We start from the raw sequence: 20,289 nt of genomic DNA, 5'->3' as shown, positions 1-20,289 counted from the left end.
GTCAAAGTCACAGCAGCAGATCAACCGAAAGACCGGGGCCGCGCGTGCCATTGGCAAGCACGGGTTCCGGTGTGGGAAACCGTCATCTTACGGCTGGCCAGTGCCTTGCGCAGGCGCTTTGCCTGCTGCTTAAGCATTTCCGCCGGATCGCCCGATGCAATTTTCGCAAAATCGGCAAGCTCGACCGGTGTCAGTTCAGGCTTTTCGGGCAGGTTATGAACGGGTTGGGTCATTTTCGTCTCCTGACAGGAGGCCGGGTGTCCGCATTGCCGGTCCGACGTCACAAGAAGACGGGGAACCGATAAAATCGTCTGCATCACTTTACCATGAGCCAAAGCCCCGCGAACGGCCGGTGTGTGCAACCGCGCATTTCGTAGCGCAATGTGCCGCAAAACACAAGCACCACCATATCTTTGACCGCGCGAAGCGCATTACCGCTTGCAGAAATTGACAGCCCCTACAGGGACAACATATACCAGAATTAACAAATATCGCCGGGCACCCGGATGAATGCGCCAAACAGGGCGCAAGGGTATTCGACCAATTATAAGGAATTAGCGCCATGGCCATGGAAGCCCACGAAATCGAAGCGATGATCAAGGAAGCCCTTCCCGATGCACAGGTCCGCATCGAGGACCTTCGCGGTGATGGCGATCATTATGCGGCAATCGTTGTGTCCGAGTCCTTCCGCGGTAAAACCCGCGTGATGCAGCACCAGATGATCTATTCGGCCCTCAAAGGCAAAATGGGCGGTGACCTGCACGCCCTTGCGCTTCAGACTTCCGCACCGGAATAAGTTCCAGCCGCACGGGGCCGCCTTGCGTTTGCCACCATCCTTGCAAGGCCGCCAGAAAATTACGGGCACCGATCAGCTTCGGTGCCCTTGATAATTCCCGACCCAGACCAGAATGACTACCCGTATTCGAACCCGGATCAATATCCGGGTTTCCGCTCCGGTTCAGGCTTGAATATCGTTCCGCCCATCGGGCACCTGCCGTTTGGCCCCACAAAATGACCATGGTTCAATAACGATGTCCTCATCCCAAAAACCGGCTTTGATCGGTGCCGGACCGCTAGCGGGGCTTGGTGCCTTTGTCATCTGGGGCTTTCTGGGCTTCTATTTCAAAATCATCGATTTCGCGAGCCCGTTTGAAATTCTCGCCCATCGCATCCTATGGTCGGCGATCCTGACATTGACACTGGTTTTTGTCCTGAAACGTCGTGCGCGATTGTGGGACCTGCTGTCGTCTAGGCGCACCATGGGACTGTTATTCATAAGCAGCCTGCTGATCGCCGGGAACTGGGTGATCTATATCTGGTCGGTTCATATCGGACATGCGCTTGAAGCCAGCCTTGGCTATTACATCATGCCGCTGATCATGCTGATCCTTGGTCGCATCTTCTTTGGCGAGAAGCTTAATCGCATTCAGATCGTCTCGGTACTGATCTGCTTTGCCGGGGTTCTGAACCTTCTGGTGTTTTTCGGATCACTGCCGTGGATTGCGCTTAGCCTGTCGTTGCTGTTCGGCTTTTATGGCGTCATCCGCAAATTTGTTCCGGCCGATCCGATTGCCGGTCTGTTTGTCGAATGCCTGCTGCTGTCGCCGGTGGCATTTGGCTATCTGGTCTGGCTGAATGCATCGGGCACCATGGCCTTCACCAATCTGGGGATTGGCCATGATGCCCTGCTGGTGTCGCTGGGCGCTGTCACAACCATTCCGCTGGTGCTGTTTGCCTTTGCTGCCCGGAACATGAAATTTTCCGCGCTTGGCCTGATGCAGTATCTGAATCCGACGATCCAGTTCTTTGTTGCGGTTCTCTTGCTCGGCGAAACTTTTACCCAGGCGCATATGATAACTTACGCGCTGGTCTGGATCGGACTTGGCATTTTCACCTGGGATAATTTGCGGACTGCACGGCAATTACGCCGCAAGAGTTGACAGAACCGCCCCTTCCAGCCATATCTTCGGCCATAAAACCATAACCTGAAATATCGCGGCAGAGAGATCGCCGCCTTTGCAGCCAAGGACAACCAACATGACCGACAATCCGGTTTTTGATCGCATCCAGAAAGACATCAACGATAACGACGTCGTTCTGTTCATGAAGGGCACCTCGATGTTCCCGCAATGCGGTTTCTCGGCCGCAGTCGTTCAGGTCCTTGCCGAACTCGGCGCGCCTTTCAAGGACATCAACGTTCTGGTCGACCCGGCAATCCGTCAGGGCATCAAGGACTTCTCGAACTGGCCGACCATTCCGCAGCTTTACGTCAAAGGCGAATTCGTTGGCGGTTGCGACATCGTTCGTGAAATGTATGCCTCGGGCGAACTGGCCCAGCACCTCAAAGACAAGGGCGTTGCTGTCGCTGCCTGATCAAGGCGGATGACGCAAACCCGAACCGGTCTGACACCCGATGATTTAAAACGCGCCGCGCAGATGCCCGGCGCGTTTTTTATTGCCTCAATCCCTGCATGCATATGGGTCGATGCTGTAAAACCATTCCTTAACACCCCTGTTTGGCTGTACCATGCTTGCAAAAAGGAATTCGTTTTTACGAACAGGGCTTTGGGCGGGACATTATGAAAATCACAACAAAGATCCTGATGTGTTTCGGCCTCTGGCTGCTTGTGACGGGTATGCCAGACTGGGCACATGCACAGCCTGCCTTGGCTACAATGGCCGCTCAAAACGAAGAACAGACCACGGAAACAACCGATCCGTCCGATGATGCCTTGTCCGATACGGCTGAAACGACCTTCAGCTATTACGACTTCCTTGATTCCGGGGTGGCGCGAACCCGCGAACAGATTGCAGATACGATTACCGGCCTTGAAACCTTTCCCGATGAAATGGCACAAACCGGCGATTTTCTGTCATCAGATATCGGCCGCAGGGGGCTGATGCGCCTTGCGCTGTTTACCGTGATCTTTGTCGGTGTCGGATTGATCGTCGAATTTCTGTATCGCCGGGCTGCTGCCCCGCTCTGTAGTTATCTTGAAGCACAACACCCCACCCGATTTTTCGACCGACTGCGTCAGATGGTGCTTTTATCCGTCCTGTCGCTGCTGTCTTTGACGGTCTTTGCCATCGGCTCAATCGGTGCTTTCATGATTTTTGACTGGCCGCCCCTGATGAAGGGAGCGCTTCTGTCGATGCTCGCCGCGTTCTTTGCTCTGCGTCTTGTCATGATCGTGCTGCAATTCCTGTTTGCGCCGCAGGCTGAAGGCCTTCGGATGATCGATGTCGATCCGCAGACCGCAGCGACACTGGCACGTACCATCACCATCGCAAGTGGCGTGTCATTATTTGCCTTTGCACTGGCCGGGGTTTTCCGGCAGTCACCGGCAATGGTCCATGGCGACATCATTCTTTTTGATATCGCGGTCGTGATCAGTGTTCTGGCGTTTTGCATCGCGACGGTTTCGCTGGCGCGTTATTTCGCCACTCACCGACTCACGGGCACAGTTGAAAAGATTGCCCTGCCCGTATCGCTTGCCCGTTTATGGCCCGTCATTGTTTGCGCCTATCTGGTGGCACTCGGCGCGACGACCATTCTGGCGGCAGACCGTTTCATGAAGTTCCTGCTGGCGATTGGCATTGCCTGCCTGTTTGATGTGATTTTACGCAGCATCATCGAAAGCCAGCATCGCAAAAAATCCAGAATGGCCGAGACCAAAGCAGATGCCATCAATGCCCGCGCCGAAGCAGCGACAATTGAAGCCGGGGAAGAATTCAAACCTGTTCAGCCGGACCTTCCGGTCTTTACCCCGGTTCTGAAACGCGGTGTGCGGTTACTTGCCATCGTCTTTGTTCTTGCCAGTTTCTGGCGTATCTGGGGATTTGATCGACTTGCGCTTGCCGAAGATGCCGGGATCATCGCGCGTGCGCTTGATGCCTCGACCGAGATCATCATGATCCTGCTGATCGCCGATCTGGTCTGGTCCCTGATCAAGGCGTTCCTTGACGAGCGCATGAGCCAAAGCGGCGCGGGCGGCGGACATGGCGACGGCGAAGGGGGCGGCACCGGATTATCGCGGATTGAAACCCTGTTACCGCTTTTGAAAAACTTCGCGCTGACCGTCATCGTCATCATGGTGGTGATGGTGACATTGTCCGCCCTTGGGGTTGATATCGGCCCGCTGATTGCCGGTGCTGGCGTTGTTGGCCTTGCCATCGGCTTTGGCAGTCAGGCGCTCGTACGCGACGTTGTCGCAGGGGTTTTCTTCCTGCTTGATGATGCCTTCCGGCTTGGCGAATATATCGAAGTCGATAATCTGCGCGGACGGGTTGAAAATATCTCGATCCGGTCGATGCAGTTGCGCCATCATCGTGGCCCCCTGCAAACCGTGCCCTTTGGCGCAATCAAATCGATCATCAATCACAGCCGCGACTGGGTGATCGTCAAACTTGAATTCCGTGTGCCGTTTGAAACCGACGTCAACAAGATCAAGAAGCTGGTCAAAAAGCTTTCTGCCGAACTGCTTGAAGATCCGCTGATCGGTGACAGCTTTATCGAACCGCTGAAATCTCAGGGCGTGCGCCGGATGGAAGAATTCAACATGGTGATCGGGCTTAAATATACCGCCAAGCCCGGCGAACAATTCACCATCCGCAAAACCGTCTATCAAAGCGTTCTGGCGATGTTCAAGGAAAACGGCATCCACATGGCATCGCGCAATGTGAAGGTCGATGTGCCTGACGACGCCACACCAGAACAAAAGAAAGAGGCCATTGCTGCCGCCGCCCAACAGGCGTCCGAACAGATCGTTCCGCCAAAAGGATAAGAATTCAAAACCTTTTGCACGATCCAAAATCAAAAGCCCCGCACAGCAAACCGTACCGAGCTTTTTCATACGGGACGACAAAGCAAAACGCCCGCTGTTTCCAGCGGGCGTTTTGTGTTCGTCTTCGCGAAATCCGATAAGGATTAACGCGAGTAGAATTCGACGACCAGGTTCGGCTGCATCTGAACCGGGTACGGAATTTCTGCGAATTTCGGAACGCGAACGAAGGTGCCTTTGAAGGCCTTCGCGTCAACGTCAAGATATTCCGGAACGTCGCGTTCGTTCAGGTTGGCAGCTTCCATAACCATCGGGATTTCGCGCGAAGCCGGTTTGACTTCAACAACGTCGCCTTCTTTAACGAGGTAAGAAGGAATGGTGACTTTCTTGCCGTTGACAAGAATGTGGCCGTGGTTAACGAACTGACGCGCTGCGAACACGGTCGGAACGAATTTCATGCGGTAGATAACAGCATCAAGACGGGTCTCGAGAATACCGACCAGCGTTTCGGAAGTATCGCCCGGACGACGCGATGCTTCTTTGTAGTAACGCAGGAACTGTTTCTCGGAGATGGAACCGTAATAGCCTTTAAGTTGCTGTTTGGCGAACAGCTGGGTGCCGTAATCGGTCGGCTTTTTACGGCGGGTCGCGCCGTGCATGCCCGGTGCATATTCGCGCTTGTTCAGCGGCGATTTTGCACGGCCCCAAAGGTTCACGCCAAGGCGGCGGTCAATCTTATGCTTTGCAGCAATACGTTTCGACATTTTGTAACTCTCTTTTTTAAGATCACTTTATTGTCCCGATAGTTTCCTGTGTCGGTTAACCCAAACAGGAACGGGGACGAAAACACCTGTTTCGCCCCACTTTCTCGGAAGTGAGGCGCAATATAGAGATCAAGACCGCAGAGTCAAACGAAAAGGCACCCGGGTTTCCCAACCCGAGTGCCCCTGATAACCGTTTAGCCGATTTTCAATGCAAAATCAGACGCCTGCCCGAATATCTCGCAGGAATTGCTCGACCTGCTGACGCAAGCTTGCAGCCTGCCCGGTCAGTTCCTCAGCAGCACTTGCAACATCACTTGCAGATTCGCCAACTTTGCCGGTCGATGCCGTCACCTGTCCGATCGTTGACGTAACCTCGGTCGTGCCCTGTGCCGCCTGCCCGACGTTGCGCGCGATTTCTTCGGTCGCCGCCCCCTGCTGTTCAACAGCGGCCGCAATCGTCGATGCGATTTCGCTGATGCGACCGATGGTTTCAGTGATCCCGCCAATCGCCTCGACCGCATCCCGGGTTGCCCCCTGAATACCGCCAATCTGACCGGAAATATCGTCTGTTGCACGCGCGGTCTGACTGGCAAGATTCTTGACCTCATTTGCGACAACCGCAAAGCCCTTGCCAGCATCCCCGGCACGCGCAGCCTCGATTGTCGCATTCAGCGCCAGAAGATTTGTCTGCGACGCAATATCCTGAATCAGGGTTACAACATCGCCGATCTTTTCCGCCGCATCGGCAAGACCACCGATCAACTGGTTTGTTCTGTTGGCTTCTTCTACGGCATTGCCCGCAATTTCGTTTGATTGCGCAACCTGCGACGAAATTTCACGGATCGACGCAGACAGCTCCTCGGTCGCGGAAGCCACAGTCTGTACATTATTGGATGCTTCTTCGGCTGCTGCATTCACCGCTGCGGCCTGTGATCGCGTGTCAACAGCGATCTGGTTCATGACCCCGGAAGACGACGACAAACGATCCGCTGCATTGCTCACCGAGCCGACCACTCCTCCAACAGAACTTTCAAACGAGTCTGCAAGCTCGTTCAACTGGGCACGGCGCCTTTCCTCGGCCACATGATCGGCCTTAAGTTTTTCGGCCTCGGCATTGCGAACACGTACGGCATTCTCCCGAAACACCGCAACGGCCTGTGCCATGCGGCCAAACTCGTTCGAACGATCAGTATAGGGAATCTCGACATCGACATCATTCTGCGCCAGCGCATTCATCCGTTCGGTCATCCGCAACACCGGACGCCCCAACGCACCGCCAAGCCAAAAGGCGATAATCGCAACCGCAAGAACTGCAACAGCCGCGACGACGAGGGCGATATAAAGCTGGTTATTTGCCTCTGCCAGAATAGCTTTCATCGGGATCGCCGTACCCAATGCCCAGTTCGTACCCGTTTTGCCAATCGATATCGGTGTAAAGGTGACATAGTAAGACGCACTATCGGCACCGAGCTTCATTTCACGACCAAAAGCCTCACCTTTGCCAATACTTTCCAGGACCGGTGCCAGTGCCGGATCAATATCGCTGATATTCTGCCCAACCCGATCCTTGGCACTGTGTGCGACAACATAGCCCCCTTCTGAAATCAGGGTAGCCATACCACTCTCGGGCAAGGCAATCTGGTCGATAATGCCCTGCAGCGTTTCAAGCGCCAGATCGACGGTTACGCCACCAATCACCTTACTGCCCGGTTCCCCCTCAAATACCGGCGCACTGATGGTTGTCATTAACACGTCGACATTGTTCACGGGATAGACATAAGGTTCGACAATGGTTTCACGTCGTTCGTCACGGGGAACCAACCACCAATCGCCATCCCCCGGCGTTTCAAACCCGATCAGCGGTTCAAACGCGATCTTGCCCGATGCATCACGATAGAAATAGGGCACAAACCGACCGGCATCATCGCTGCCTGCCACATTGGCGTTGCTGCTATCGGCACCGTCAAAGGCGTTCGGTTCCCACACCGTTCCACTGCCGACAATCCCGGGATGCTGGCGCAGTAATTCGGAAATGATTTCACCGGCAACTTCGCGGTCAGGCTTACCTGCCGCAACCATGCCTTTTAGCGCCGAGGCTGTCGAACGAACGGCTTCCGCCGGAATATTCAATTCCTCCGAAACCGAATTGGCATATCGATAAGCCTGCTCGCGCGCCTGTTCGACTGACACCTTGTGAATGGCATCAAATGACGAAGATTGCGTAACCAGCAAAACCACCGCAACTGCAGAAAACGCAAGTGCCGCCATCGAAATCAGCAGCTGAACCTTGACCGAAAGATTTAGAAATCCCTTCATACCCACCCCAATGCTCAAACATTTGAGAAACCTCTGAACCCCCGTCCGGGTGACCCATCTCTTATAAGATTGTGTTATGAACCCCAGACTCAAGGATAGGTCGGGAAAACAGGCGATGTCACGGATAATTTTGTAACTACAATTACAAATCGCCTTACATTATTACAATTGTCTAAAAAAATTCACACAGAGCCGGTCGCGGCTCACGGGGCAGCACCAAGCTGCCGGCTGAATATTGAAAGTACCCCAAACAACAACACCCGCCAAAATCGGCGGGTGTTGTGTACCAATCTGCGCAGAAGCAGACATGCAGCTATGGCTTGTGCTTACCGCCCCGCATCGCGACGATCATGCCGCGAAGTGTCTGAACTTCCTGGTGGGTCAGGTTGGCGCGGTTGAAAATATTGCGGATATTGCGTGCCATATTCGGGCGTTTTGCCTCGACCCGGAAGAAACCGGAATTATCCAGTTCCGCCTCGAGATGTTCGAACAAACGATCCAACTCGTCCCGGGTTGCCGGGAAGGTATCGTTCATCATCATCTGGTAATCGGGCACATCGACACCGGCCTGCCACCATTCATACCCGATCAGCAGCACAGCCTGCGCAAGGTTAAGCGATGTGAAGCCCGGGTTCAGCGGCACGGTCACGACCGCATCGGCCATCGAAATATGTTCGTTGCGCACACCGGTGCGTTCCGGCCCGAACATCACGCCGACCTTTTCCCCCTGCGCGACATTGGCGCGCATTTCAGGTGCCAGTCCCTTTGGGGTAAAAACCGGCTTGATCGCGTCGCGCGTCCGCGCGGTCGTCACATAAACCCGGTTCAGATCCGCCAGCGCGTCTTCTTCGCGCTCGAACACCTTGGTATTGTCGATGACAATATCGGCACCCGATGCATTGGCCGTCGCCCGTTCATTGGGCCAGCCATCACGCGGCCGCACAAGGCGCAAGTCAACCAAACCGCAATTGAGCATGGCGCGCGCCGCCTTGCCGATATTGTCGCCAAGCTGCGGTTCGATCAGGATGATGACAGGCGGATTGGCGATACCGCCGGTTTCGGGTCTTGCGCCATCCGGCATAGCCGCGTCTGCGACGTCGCTCATCGCTTGAATTCTCCGGTCTTTGCATGGGGTAAAGTGCGGGCATGCCCGTCAATATTGGCGTTTCTTTACCAAAAGCCAATGCACGATGCCAGCACACATTACACGCACGGAAGATGCATTATTTTTGATCATATTTATTTTTATGGTCATTTTTTAATCAAAATTTGTGCACTGCATATACGCATTTCGCGCAACAGGCAGCGTCACGAACATCAGCATTATCCTTTATTTCCATAGCATTACCAACATCCAAAGACGTATTTCAGGTGACTGGCATATGCATTGCTTCTGTTTGAGTGTGCAGCGCGCCTAGGGTTCCGGTTCCGAAAGGAATGCTGGTCCAAGAGGCGCAAACCGGTCAACGTTTCATAGGCCGGTGACACGGCGGGCCAAAATCCCGGGAGACAACTGCACAGGTTTGTCGCGCACAAGCCTTCTCCCGGTTTGTGTGCAAGAGCCTTTCTTGAATTGACTGATCCGAAGTGATCCGCAAAACAAGCAGGAGCGCACACATGTTAAAGACGTTTTTCAAAACACTTTCGTTTGCCGCCGTCCTTTCTGCCTCTTTGGCCTCCCTACCCGCCCACGCTGAACAAAAGTCCGATTTCAAAGTCTGCTGGTCGATCTATGTCGGTTGGATGCCGTGGGGGTATCTGCAAGATAGCGGCATCATGAAAAAATGGGCCGACAAATACGACATCTCGGTCGATATCGTGCAGATCAACGATTACGTTGAATCGATCAACCAATACACCGCTGGCGAATATGACGGCTGCTCAATGACCAATATGGACGCGCTTTCGATCCCGGCCGGTGGCGGGATTGATACCACCGCCCTGATTGTTGGCGATTATTCCAACGGCAATGACGGCATCATCCTGAAAAACGCAACTGACCTTGCCGCCATCAAGGGGCAAAACGTCAATCTGGTTGAACTTTCCGTTTCCCATTACCTGCTGGCGCGTGCGCTTGAAAAGGTCGGCCTGTCCGAACAGGACGTCACGGTCGTGAATACATCCGACGCCGACATGATCGCGACCTATGCCACCGACGATGTGACATCGGTGGTGACATGGAACCCGCTTCTGTCGGAAATTGCCGCCAACGATAACGCGACACTCGTCTTTGATAGTGCGGGTATCCCCGGCGAAATCATCGATATCATGATGGTCAACACCGAAACCCTTGCCGACAATCCAGCATTCGGCAAGGCACTGGTTGGCGCATGGTATGAATTGATGGGCATCATGGCATCCGACACCGACGAAGGCATTGCCGCGCGAACTGCCATGGCCGAAGCATCAGGCACCGATCTTGCCGGATACGATGCCCAGCTTGCCAGCACGGCGATGTTCTTTACCCCGGACAAGGCCGTTGAATTCACCAAATCAGCCGAGCTTCCCGAAACCATGAAATTCGTCGCCGAATTCCTGTTCGACAAGGGCATCCTTGGTGAAGGCGCACCAAGCCCGGAATTCGTCGGCGTCAGCTTCCCGGATGGCAGCATCTATGGCGATAGCGCCAATGTGAAGCTGAAATTTGACACGACCTATATGGAGATGGCCGCCAAGGGCGAGCTTTGAAACCGTGTATTAGCCACGCCACCAAGCGCTTCGCTGATTAACTCTGTCGGCCATCCGGCCTTGTAACATTCGTTGCACCAGTTGCATCAGGTTCGGATGGCCGACCTTTCAGATTTTTACCCGTCTTGACCACTGCCCCGTTTTTGCAATTGCAAGGTGACGGCCATGCGTATCATCAATCGCACCCTTTCCCGGCGCGCAGCCATATTGCTGGGCTCGATCCCGTTTGCGCTTTTGATCGGGGCCTATGCCATCGCAAGCCATCTGCGCCGGATCGATAATCCGGCCGACAAGCTTTTGCCGTCGCTTGGCAGCATGGGGGATGCGATCTGGCGCATGGGGTTCGAGGCCGACAAACGGTCGGGCGATTACCTTCTGTGGCTTGATACGATCGATAGCCTGTCGCGCCTTGCGGTCGGCATTTTCATTTCCACCCTGCTTGCCATCGGGCTTGGCATTTCCATCGGCTTCATTCCGCATATCAGGCGCGGTCTGGCACCCTTTGTCGCCACCCTGTCCCTGATCCCTCCAATCACCATCCTGCCGATCCTGTTCATCATTTTCGGATTGGGCGAGACTTCCAAGGTAATGCTGATCGCGATTGGCACCGCCCCGGTCATGATCAGGACCATCGCGCAGGCGGTGATGGATATCCCGCGCGAACTGATCATCAAGGCCGAAACGCTGGGCGCCTCGACCTGGCAAATGATCTCGCGTGTGGTTTTGCCGCAAGTCATGCCAAAACTGATCACCGCCATCCGGCTTGGCCTTGTCCCGGCATGGATTTTTCTGATTTCGGCCGAGGCCATCGCATCAACCAGCGGCCTTGGCTATCGCATCTTTCTGGTGCGTCGTTACCTCGCGATGGATGTAATCCTGCCTTATGTCGCCTGGATCACGCTTCTGGCCTTTATTCTTGACCGGTTGCTGTTGATGGCATCGCGCAAGGCTTTCCCTTGGAACCACCTTTCGGGGGATAGCCTGTGATGCGCGACCCGAAATTCATGATCCGCAACCTGACCAAGTCTTACGGCGAATATCCGGTACTTGAACGCATCAATCTGGATATCGAAGCCGGGGCGTTTTGCACGCTGGTCGGGGCATCGGGCTGTGGCAAATCGACCTTTTTACGCATGCTGCTGTCCCAGGAAATGCCAAGCAGCGGCGATATCCTGATGGATGGCGCACCACTGCCGCAACAACCCACCCCTGATCGCGGCATTGTCTTTCAACGCTATTCGGTTTTTCCGCATCTGACCGTTGCTGAAAACCTGATCATCGGCGCGGAATTTGCCGCCCGCAAACTGACCGGGCGCCTGTTTGGCCGCGCGCGCAAAAAGGCCCGCGATGATGTTGCCGAACTGCTTGAAACCATCGGCCTGTCACCAGCGGCCAACAAATATCCAAGTCAGCTTTCGGGCGGCATGCAGCAACGCCTTGCCATTGCTCAGGCCCTGACAATGAAACCCAGCGTGCTGTTGCTGGACGAGCCATTTGGCGCGCTTGATCCGGGTATTCGCAATGACATGCATGAATTGCTGCTGGACCTCTGGAAGGCGCATGACATGACGATCTTCATGGTCACGCACGACATCCACGAGGCCTTCAAACTCGGCAGCCGGATGCTGGTATTTGACAAGCTGCGCGATGATCCGCACGCGCCAGAGGCCTATGGCGCGACCATCACATACGACCTGCCGATTGACCTGCCTGCCGCACCGCTTCCCGGTGCCAATGGCGAAACCGATGAAACCGACGGCATGAATTTCTCGGCCGCCCTGATGGCGACCGCGCCGGTTCCCTGATTTCAAACCCGAAAGCCAACCCAACAAAGACTGACGCAACCCAAAGGAAACAACCATGCGCGATTTCTTTGCCCCCCAAAATGTCCGCCGACATCGCGTGGCCGGAACATTGCCCGCCCCCGCCACAACCCGTCACCACCACCCGAATTTCGACAAGCTGCAATTGCGTGGTTGGAAATCGGCGGAAAAAGAAGCCCTGCTGCCATCAGCCGCTTGGGAAAAGGAAAAGCAGTGGGCGCTTCGCATGGGTTTGACCGGGTCCGATTGCCTGACAGATAAATCAATTCCGACCTTTGCCCGGGGCGAACTGCCCCATTATGCCGGGATCAACACGTTTCTGAAGGCACCCTATATCGAAGACGTCACCAAGGTCGGTGCCTACGACGCGGCGGTCATCGGCATCCCGTTTGATGGCGGAACCACATACCGCCCCGGTACGCGTTTCGGCCCGCAGGGGGTTCGCAAAATATCCGCCCTTTACACGCCCTATAACTATGAAATGGGGGTCGATCTTCGCGAACAGATGACGCTTTGCGATGTAGGTGATGTTTTCACCATCCCGGCCAATATCGAAAAGACCTTTGATCAGATTACGCGCGCCGTCAGCCACGTTGCATCCAGCGGCGCACTTCCGATCATGATCGGCGGCGATCATTCCATCGGCTTCCCGTGCGTGCGTGGCATTGCGCAATGCACATCCAAACGTATCGGCATCGTGCATTTCGACCGCCATATCGACATTCAGGAAAAAGACCTTGATGAACGCATGCACACCACGCCGTGGTTCCATGCCACCGATCTGGTAAATGTTCCAGCGGTGAACCTTGTGCAGGTCGGCATTGGCGGCTGGCAGGTGCCGCGCGAAGGGGTCGAAGTTGCACGCAATCGCAATACCAACATCTTCACCATGCGCGATGTCGAGGAACTTGGACTGGCCGAAACCGCCGCGCGCGCGCTTGAACTGGCATGGAAGGATGCGGATGCTGTCTATATCTCGTTTGATATCGACAGTGTCGATTGCGGTTTCGTTCCGGGCACCGGCTGGCCCGAACCTGGCGGTTTCCTGCCGCGCGAGGCATTGGAGCTTGTATCGCTTGTCGCGGCAGAGGGAATTTGCGGCCTTGAAGTCGTTGAAGTTTCGCCGCCCTATGATTGCTCGGACATTACCGCCCTGCTGGCAACGCGCGTGATTGTCGATGTGCTGGGTACACTGGTGTCACATGGCAAAATGGGATCGCATCGCGGCATCATCGACAAACCGGTCACCATCCCCGCCGGCCCGGACGTGGAGTAACCAGATGCCCCATGATCATCACGATAACGGCCACAACCATTCTCACGGACCGGGGCATAATCACGCCCCGGACCACGATCACCTGCATTCCCATGTCCACGGCCAAAGCGACGCCGATCATGCCGAGGAATTACAGGTCCTGTCCTCAAGCTTCGTCGAAGGCTTCCGCAAAGCCGATGACAAGGCAAGCTACCTTCGCCTTGCCGATATCCCGTTTCAAAAGATCGGCAAGGATGGCCTGACCATGCATCTGGTCGATGCCAAAATCACAACCAACTGGCAAATCGGCACCGCCTGCCCGGCCTTTGCTACCCGCGAACTGGCCTATCTGCCGTTCCCCGGCAGCATGATCAAGGAACGCGAAACCATGACATTCACCTATGTGTCGATGACCGAACGGGCCGATATCGACCTGCTAAGCTTCATGGCCGCACGCTTTGGGCATGGGCACAAACATGGACACGATCATCACGATCAAAGTCATGACCACCCGCATCACCGTCATAGCTAAACGTCAAAGGGCGCGGATCAAAACGCGCCCTTTGCCATTTTATCGCCTGAACCAACCGTCACGCATGCTGGCTGCGCACACCGGACTTGAACAGTTTATAGGTGATCGAATCCCGAAGCGCGTTGTAGGACGCCTCGATAATGTTGGTGGAAACCCCCACCGTTGACCAACTATTGCCATCCGCATCGCGGCTTTCGATCATGACGCGGGTGACCGCGCGCGTACCATCGCCACGCGTTATGATGCGGACCTTATAGTCGATCAGTTCGATCTGCTGCACGGCTTCGACATATTCCGGCACGGTCAGAAGCACCTTGCGCAATGCGGCATCAAGCGCGTTGACCGGACCGTTGCCCTCGGCCACGGACATGAACTGTCCATCACCGACCACAACCTTGACAGTGGCCTCGGACATGGTGATGACCTGTTCGTCCTGCTCATCCACCCAGCGGCGTTCGTCAATCACGCGGAAGGATGTCACACGGAAATAACGGTCAAGTTCTCCCAGTGCCTTGCGCGCCAGAAGTTCAAAACTGGCCTCGGCACCGTCATAGGCATAACCATCAAATTCGCGCTGCTTGACCGCTTCGACAAGCTTGCCGACCGCATCGGATTTTGGATCGACCTCAACCCCGATTTCTCGGAACCGGGCCAGAATATTTGAACGCCCCGCCTGATCCGAAACAAGGATATGACGCTGGTTTCCTACAAGCTCCGGCTCGATATGCTCGTAACAGGCCGGGTTCTTTTCCACGGCTGAAACATGCAACCCACCCTTGTGCGCAAAGGCGCTATCCCCGACATAGGCCGCTTGGCGGGTCGGTTCGCGGTTAAGGCGTTCATCAAGAATGTGCGAAATACGGCGCAGATGGGTCAGTTGTTCATGCGAAATGCCGACGTCATATCCCATCTTCAGCATCAGGGTCGGGATGATCGAAATCAGGTTGGCATTGCCGCACCGCTCGCCCAGACCATTCAACGTACCCTGCACCTGGCGCACACCGGCCCGGACCGCCGCCAACGAGTTCGCCACCGCATTCTCGGTGTCGTTATGGCAGTGAATACCGACATTTCCGCCCGGAACATGGGAACAAACATCGGTGACAATGTCGAAAATCTCGTCGGGCAGGGTGCCGCCATTGGTATCGCAAAGGACAACCCAGCGCGCACCGGCCTCATAGGCGGCGTTGATCGCGGCAAGGGCATAATCGCGATTGGCCTTGTAACCGTCAAAGAAATGCTCGGCATCGAACATGACCTCGGAAACCTGGCTTTTGAGATGTGCGATGGATTCCGAAATCATCGCAAGGTTCTCCGAAAGCTCGATCCCGAGCGCCTCGGTCACCTGAAAATCCCAGCTTTTTCCGACCATGCAAACAATTGGCGCGCTTTGGGCCAACGTTGTCAGCCCCGGATCATTGGATGCCGAACGCCCTGCGCGCCGTGTCATGCCAAAGGCGGTCAGTTTCGAATTTTTAAGTTTCGGCGGATTGGCAAAGAATGCGTCATCGGTGGGGTTTGCGCCTGGCCAGCCGCCTTCAATATAGTCAATCGACAGCTCGTCCAGCGCCTTGGCAATTGCGGTTTTGTCCGCTGCCGAAAAATCCACGCCCTGGGTCTGCTGCCCGTCGCGCAAGGTACTGTCGTATAGATAGACGCGCTTGTCTGACATATTCATTCCAAAACTGATCGATCTTGTCTTGTTCCGGCGGTTGCCGGGCGGTCTGGCAAATTGCCGCAAAACCGTCATTTACGCAACCGCATTACAAGACATGCCAATTATGCGCTGCTTTTTGCCCGAAATCGCGTAATTACCCACCTTTAGGATAGCAAACCTGTCCCCCTGAATGGTTGTAAAGGTATGGTAGTAGTGATTAACTCTACCATACATTGTGAGGCGACCGGGAATACACCCCCCATTTCTTCGGGCTTCACATGGATGGGGACACCAAAATGGCACTAAAAGCCGCCGAAGATTTTGACGTTATGCTGCTTGCGGGTCTGACATGGCACCGTGCAGGCAAAAACAGCTGGACGGCGTCTGACCGTTTCGCCGCCTATACGATTTTTCTCGAACCTGATGACCGGTGGTACGGTCAATGGGAACGCGACGGCGAGAAAATGGCGGCTGACTGGTCCTGTCCCACTCTTGAAACCTTTGCCGAATATATGGTCGACAACGCCCGTCGCCAGAATATCGAAGGCATGGATTGAAATTCGCACCCTGTTGGCCGCGCTGCCATCAGAAGCGTCCCACGTGCACACCCCGAAACTCGGATTAGATCGTTGATCGACCTCCCCCCGCCGAGTTGTTGCACATATGACGGCCTGTCTCCCCCGGACAGGCCGTTTCTTTTGCCGCCCTGCATATCTGTCCTTGCGTTTGGCTCCATAGCGCTTATGTCTGGGCCATCCAGATATTCATAAGACAAGGCACAATTCATGAGCAACGGCATCCCGATGCAGATCGATATCGTCTCCGACGTTGTCTGCCCCTGGTGCATCATCGGCTATAAAAACCTTGAACAGGCGATGGAACGCCTTGACGGTCAGGTCGACATCAAGCTGCGCTGGCACCCGTTTGAACTGAATCCGGATATGGGTCCGGAAGGGCAGAACCTGTCAGAACATATCAAGGAAAAATACGGTCTGACCCCGGATCAAAGTGCGGAAAACCGCGACCGTATTTCGATGATGGGCGAGAATGTCGGCTTTGACATCCGCTTTAGCTCCGACAGCCGCATCTACAATACCTTTGATGCGCACCGGATGCTCTATTGGGCGGGCAAAGAAGGCAAACAGACCGAACTGAAACTGGCCCTGTTCCGCGCCTATTTTCAGGAGGGCGAAAACCCCGGCGAACACGGTGTTCTTAAACGCGCCGCCGAGGAAGTTGGCCTTTCACCGGAAAAGGCAGACGAAATTCTTGGCAGCGATATGTTCGCCAAGGAAGTCCGCGCCGAAGAAGAAGAATTCCGCAATGCCGGTATTTCATCGGTTCCAACCTATGTCGTGAACGGTAAATACGCCATTTCCGGCGGCCATCCGCCCGAGGTTTTCGAACAGGCCTTGTCCGAAATCGCCCGTCAGGTCGAGGTTGCCGACGACGAAGTCATTTTTGACGACTGATACCGTCATCGGATATGATCATCCAAAGTCCCGGTTGCCTCTAGCACCGGGGCTTTTGCATTCTCGACAGAACTACAACCGGGGCGTACAGTTTTCATGCCGCCACCACGGCATGTTTGCCACCATGTTTGACAAAGGATCGCCCTATGATCGACTTTGCCGATATCGCCCCTTATCTGCCGGGAATATTTCTGGCCTACGCGGCCCTTCTGATGGGCCTGATCAGCCCCGGCCCTGCCTTGCTGGGTCTGATGGGGGTCTCACTTGAACGCGGGCGCCGTGCCGGTCATTGCTTTGCCATCGGGATCGGGGCCGGATCGCTTTGCATTGGCATTCTGACCCTGACCGGCCTTTCTGCCCTTCTGGCAAGCTGGGCTGATGCCATGACCGTCATTCGTATTGCCGGCGGGATTTATCTTTTGTGGATGGCTTTCAAAGCCTTTCGTTCTGCATTCCGCCCTGTGCAACCGGCCAGTGATGCCATTGCGCGCGACGATAAAGCCATCTCGTCGGTTGGGTATTTCGGCCGGGGACTCGGTCTTCACCTGACCAATCCCAAGGCAATCCTGACATGGATTGCCATCATCTCCATCGGCTTTGCCGATGGCACACCGATTTGGGTGGGCTGGGTGATCGTAATCGGCTGCGGCACGATTTCAACACTTGTGCATTTCGCCTATGCCACCGCCTTTTCGACCGCACCGGCCATTTCGCTTTATCGCCGCGCGGCGCGCTGGATCAATGGTTTGCTTGGCGTGTTCTTTGCCGCGGTTGGCATTCGCCTGCTTGCCGGGCGCTAGTGATCCGCGCCAGCATCAAGCAATGACCGGCGGGTGACACCGTTCTTCTGATCCATCCAGCCAGCAAGCACTGCCAGCCAAACCGCAATCAATGGCAGCAGCGCGATATCCTGATCCATCACCCACAATGTGCCGCTCGCCAGTACACACCACGCCATCGGCACAGGCAATAAAATCCAGCGCCACGACCCGCGCGCCAGCAGGATAAAGCCAAGCGTCCCGATGGCCGTCGGATCGGCAGCACTGCCAAACAGTTCCGCCTGTATCAGGTCGCGTCCTTCGATCAAGCCGACAAAGGGATAGACGAAAATCGCAATCGCGATCATCACTACCCCGGCAATGCAGGAAAAATCACCGCGCCAGCCAAACCGCAAAGGCATCCGGCGCGCGGCAAACATCACCATCAACAATGCCTCGGTAATAAAGGCCGGAATGGAATACGGGATTAGCCAGTTGATCGGCTGGTAATAATACCAAAGGAAACCTGCACTCACCCAGCCCCAGATCATCGCCAGCAGAACAAGCGCCACCCGGTTGCCGCGATTGCCATGCCGGATGGAAAGACCAAATGTTATCATCCCCGCGACCAGTGCGGCACTCACAGCCAGCCACCACGTGGTATTCAGCGTTTCAAACAGCCGGTAATAAACGCGCGGCGAAAACAGCAGAAAATCTGCCAGACTGTAGCTCCACCATTCGCTCATCACAGGACCCCGATCACGGCAGCAATACGTTGGCGCATGTCGTCATCGGGCATCGGGCCGGTGGCCGCCTGCATGTTTTCCATGGCGTGCATCGGTTGCGTGGTTGCCGGGATCGGGCAGGTTACCGCCGGGTGAGATATCAGATATTTCAGGATCAGCTGCGCCCAGCTTTTTGCTGCGATCTCGACGGCAAAATCGGGAAGCTTTTCACCTTCTAAGCGGTCAATCAGACTGCCACCGCGAAACGGTCGATTGACGATCACGGCAATGCCGCGTTCCTCGGCCAGCGGTAAAAGGTAATCCTCGACCTTGCGATCCGCCGGGTTATAGGTGACCTGTACGAAATCAAGCGGCGTGTTTTTCATCAACGCCATCAAATCATCGGTCCGCCTGCCATGCGATGTCGTCACCCCGACATAACGCAGCCGTCCGGCATCCTTCATATCAAACAGAAGCGGCAGGTTGTCGTTGATCCCCACCAGATTATGAACCTGCAACAGGTCAAATTTTTCGATGTTCCAGTGCTCGGATGTTTGCGCGATCTGTTCGGCACCATCATCTGAAGTCCAGACCTTGTCGGTGGAAAATACCCGGTCGCGCGCGCCCAGTTTATCAAGCCCGTAACCGATCACCTCCTGGGATGATCCATACATCGGCGAGCTGTCGATCATGCGTCCGCCCCCGTCAAAAAACGCCTGCATGACATTGGCGCACTGATCGCGCAAAACCGGATCATTCCCGACATTAAACGTGATCCAGCTGCCCAGACCGACCGCCGGGATCATTTCACCACTGGACGGGATCGGCTTTTTGATCACATCGGGGATCTTGCGATTATCAAGCGTTTGCGCCCAAAGCGGCTTGATCGCGCCAAGGCCCGCTGTTGCGCCAATCGCCGTCGCACCGCGCAGGAAATTTCGCCGACCCAGAAAAAACATCGCAATCCCAACATTGTCGTTTCAAACCGGTCACAGCTTAGAAGGTGGTCAGATTACCCTGCGGACGCAACCGCAAGCTGTTGCACAAACTGGCAAAAAATTCGCGCTTGACCTAGAGTACACTCCAGCAGCTAGCCTTTTGAAAGTTCCCCAAGCTGAAAGGTGACCGACATGATGATTGGTGAAGTCTCGGCCAAAAGCGGTCTGCCCATTCATACGCTGCGCTATTACGAAAAAATCGGTCTGATACCCAAACCGTCACGCGATGCGGGTGGCCGACGCTATTATGACCCGGAAATCCTTGACTGGCTGACTTTCATTTCACGCCTCAAGGATCTTGGCATGCCGATCCGTGATCGGGTGCGGTTTGCCCGTCTGCGCAGCGAGGGCGAACAGACGGTTGGTGAACGACGCGAACTTCTCGAAATCTATCGGACCGGATTGGCCCAAAAAATCGCCGAGCTGACCGAAACCCTCGAAGTGCTTGATTACAAGATCGCCAATTACGACGAAATCGGCCGCAAGAAAACGGCCTGACCCCACAACAAACCTCGCAGGA

Annotated in this window: 20 protein-coding genes and 1 riboswitch; of the genes, 13 read left to right on the top strand and 7 right to left on the bottom strand. The window is 55.2% G+C overall.

Features of this window, described 5'->3' with window-relative positions; translation table 11 throughout:
- Window positions 1–20 precede the first annotated feature (20 nt).
- A complete protein-coding gene (locus ABIE64_RS15655; RefSeq protein WP_354377916.1) occupies window positions 21–233 on the bottom strand; it encodes a hypothetical protein in 213 nt (70 codons plus the stop codon).
- 329 nt (window positions 234–562) lie between these two features.
- On the opposite strand from ABIE64_RS15655, the gene ABIE64_RS15650 reads away from it, so the two are divergent.
- The 4 genes from ABIE64_RS15650 to ABIE64_RS15635 all read left to right on the top strand — a co-directional run bounded on the left by ABIE64_RS15650 (window position 563) and on the right by ABIE64_RS15635 (window position 4,784).
- Window positions 563–796: a BolA family protein gene (locus ABIE64_RS15650; RefSeq protein ID WP_354377915.1), complete on the top strand. Its 234-nt coding sequence runs from the start codon at window positions 563–565 to the stop codon at window positions 794–796.
- 235 nt (window positions 797–1,031) lie between these two features.
- The gene (gene rarD / locus ABIE64_RS15645) at window positions 1,032–1,940 is read left to right on the top strand and encodes an EamA family transporter RarD (RefSeq protein WP_063094773.1); all 909 of its coding nucleotides are present in this window, start codon (window positions 1,032–1,034) and stop codon (window positions 1,938–1,940) included.
- A gap of 97 nt (window positions 1,941–2,037) precedes the next feature.
- Window positions 2,038–2,373 (top strand): Grx4 family monothiol glutaredoxin, encoded by a 336-nt coding sequence (gene grxD / locus ABIE64_RS15640; protein ID WP_007091305.1) that lies wholly within the window; start codon window positions 2,038–2,040, stop codon window positions 2,371–2,373.
- A gap of 206 nt (window positions 2,374–2,579) precedes the next feature.
- Entirely contained in the window at window positions 2,580–4,784 is a 2,205-nt protein-coding gene (locus ABIE64_RS15635; RefSeq protein ID WP_354377914.1) for a mechanosensitive ion channel family protein, read from the top strand.
- A 143-nt stretch (window positions 4,785–4,927) separates the two neighbouring features.
- Here the strand turns inward: ABIE64_RS15635 and rpsD are convergent, their stop codons facing one another.
- From rpsD to ABIE64_RS15620, 3 genes are all read right to left on the bottom strand, one after another.
- On the bottom strand, window positions 4,928–5,545 hold the full coding sequence (gene rpsD / locus ABIE64_RS15630; protein ID WP_007091302.1) for a 30S ribosomal protein S4: 618 nt from the start codon (window positions 5,543–5,545) through the stop codon (window positions 4,928–4,930).
- Between the two features lie 216 nt (window positions 5,546–5,761).
- Window positions 5,762–7,861 (bottom strand): methyl-accepting chemotaxis protein, encoded by a 2,100-nt coding sequence (locus ABIE64_RS15625; protein ID WP_007091301.1) that lies wholly within the window; start codon window positions 7,859–7,861, stop codon window positions 5,762–5,764.
- A 313-nt stretch (window positions 7,862–8,174) separates the two neighbouring features.
- Window positions 8,175–8,966, bottom strand: coding sequence for an RNA methyltransferase (locus ABIE64_RS15620; RefSeq protein WP_083379280.1), 792 nt, complete (start codon window positions 8,964–8,966; stop codon window positions 8,175–8,177).
- 298 nt (window positions 8,967–9,264) lie between these two features.
- A riboswitch (guanidine-I (ykkC/yxkD leader) is annotated at window positions 9,265–9,372 on the top strand.
- Between the two features lie 106 nt (window positions 9,373–9,478).
- Here ABIE64_RS15620 and ABIE64_RS15615 point away from each other — a divergent pair.
- The 5 genes from ABIE64_RS15615 to ABIE64_RS15595 all read left to right on the top strand — a co-directional run bounded on the left by ABIE64_RS15615 (window position 9,479) and on the right by ABIE64_RS15595 (window position 14,159).
- Window positions 9,479–10,549 carry a putative urea ABC transporter substrate-binding protein gene (locus ABIE64_RS15615; protein ID WP_354377913.1) on the top strand — a complete coding sequence of 357 codons (1,071 nt, stop codon included), beginning with the start codon at window positions 9,479–9,481 and terminating at the stop codon, window positions 10,547–10,549.
- A 165-nt stretch (window positions 10,550–10,714) separates the two neighbouring features.
- Window positions 10,715–11,536 carry an ABC transporter permease gene (locus tag ABIE64_RS15610; protein ID WP_071239391.1) on the top strand — a complete coding sequence of 274 codons (822 nt, stop codon included), beginning with the start codon at window positions 10,715–10,717 and terminating at the stop codon, window positions 11,534–11,536.
- Window positions 11,536–12,354 (top strand): ABC transporter ATP-binding protein, encoded by an 819-nt coding sequence (locus ABIE64_RS15605; RefSeq protein ID WP_354377912.1) that lies wholly within the window; start codon window positions 11,536–11,538, stop codon window positions 12,352–12,354. The genes ABIE64_RS15610 and ABIE64_RS15605 overlap by 1 nt, the downstream gene beginning before the upstream one ends.
- A 55-nt stretch (window positions 12,355–12,409) precedes the next feature.
- Window positions 12,410–13,648, top strand: a complete 1,239-nt coding sequence (locus tag ABIE64_RS15600) for an agmatinase family protein (protein ID WP_071239393.1) — start codon at window positions 12,410–12,412, stop codon at window positions 13,646–13,648.
- A 4-nt stretch (window positions 13,649–13,652) separates the two neighbouring features.
- A complete protein-coding gene (locus ABIE64_RS15595; protein ID WP_071239394.1) occupies window positions 13,653–14,159 on the top strand; it encodes a hypothetical protein in 507 nt (168 codons plus the stop codon).
- 58 nt (window positions 14,160–14,217) lie between these two features.
- Here ABIE64_RS15595 and cimA read toward each other — a convergent pair whose 3' ends face one another.
- A complete protein-coding gene (gene cimA, locus ABIE64_RS15590; RefSeq protein ID WP_503012854.1) occupies window positions 14,218–15,831 on the bottom strand; it encodes a citramalate synthase in 1,614 nt (537 codons plus the stop codon).
- A 281-nt stretch (window positions 15,832–16,112) separates the two neighbouring features.
- On the opposite strand from cimA, the gene ABIE64_RS15585 reads away from it, so the two are divergent.
- The 3 genes from ABIE64_RS15585 (at window position 16,113) to ABIE64_RS15575 (ending at window position 18,088) form a co-directional block, all read left to right on the top strand.
- Complete coding sequence (locus tag ABIE64_RS15585; RefSeq protein WP_037989561.1) at window positions 16,113–16,373, top strand: hypothetical protein; 261 nt, start codon at window positions 16,113–16,115, stop codon at window positions 16,371–16,373.
- 228 nt (window positions 16,374–16,601) lie between these two features.
- On the top strand, window positions 16,602–17,288 hold the full coding sequence (locus tag ABIE64_RS15580; protein ID WP_037989480.1) for a DsbA family oxidoreductase: 687 nt from the start codon (window positions 16,602–16,604) through the stop codon (window positions 17,286–17,288).
- A gap of 146 nt (window positions 17,289–17,434) precedes the next feature.
- On the top strand, window positions 17,435–18,088 hold the full coding sequence (locus tag ABIE64_RS15575; RefSeq protein ID WP_354377910.1) for a LysE family translocator: 654 nt from the start codon (window positions 17,435–17,437) through the stop codon (window positions 18,086–18,088).
- On the opposite strand, the gene ABIE64_RS15570 is transcribed toward ABIE64_RS15575, so the two are convergent.
- Both ABIE64_RS15570 and ABIE64_RS15565 read right to left on the bottom strand, forming a co-directional pair.
- Window positions 18,085–18,792, bottom strand: coding sequence for a DUF6064 family protein (locus ABIE64_RS15570; RefSeq protein ID WP_354377909.1), 708 nt, complete (start codon window positions 18,790–18,792; stop codon window positions 18,085–18,087). The two genes, ABIE64_RS15575 and ABIE64_RS15570, sit on opposite strands and share 4 nt — an antisense overlap.
- A complete protein-coding gene (locus ABIE64_RS15565) occupies window positions 18,792–19,730 on the bottom strand; it encodes an aldo/keto reductase (protein ID WP_354377908.1) in 939 nt (312 codons plus the stop codon). The genes ABIE64_RS15570 and ABIE64_RS15565 overlap by 1 nt, the downstream gene beginning before the upstream one ends.
- A gap of 171 nt (window positions 19,731–19,901) precedes the next feature.
- Between ABIE64_RS15565 and ABIE64_RS15560 the strand changes: the two genes are divergently transcribed.
- The gene (locus ABIE64_RS15560) at window positions 19,902–20,267 is read left to right on the top strand and encodes a MerR family transcriptional regulator (protein WP_354377907.1); all 366 of its coding nucleotides are present in this window, start codon (window positions 19,902–19,904) and stop codon (window positions 20,265–20,267) included.
- The last annotated feature ends 22 nt before the right edge of the window (window positions 20,268–20,289 follow it).

The sequence above is a fragment of the Thalassospira sp. MBR-102 genome (assembly GCF_040549275.1).
Classification (GTDB): domain Bacteria; phylum Pseudomonadota; class Alphaproteobacteria; order Rhodospirillales; family Thalassospiraceae; genus Thalassospira; species Thalassospira xiamenensis.
This window is presented reverse-complemented; position numbering and strand designations above follow the sequence as displayed.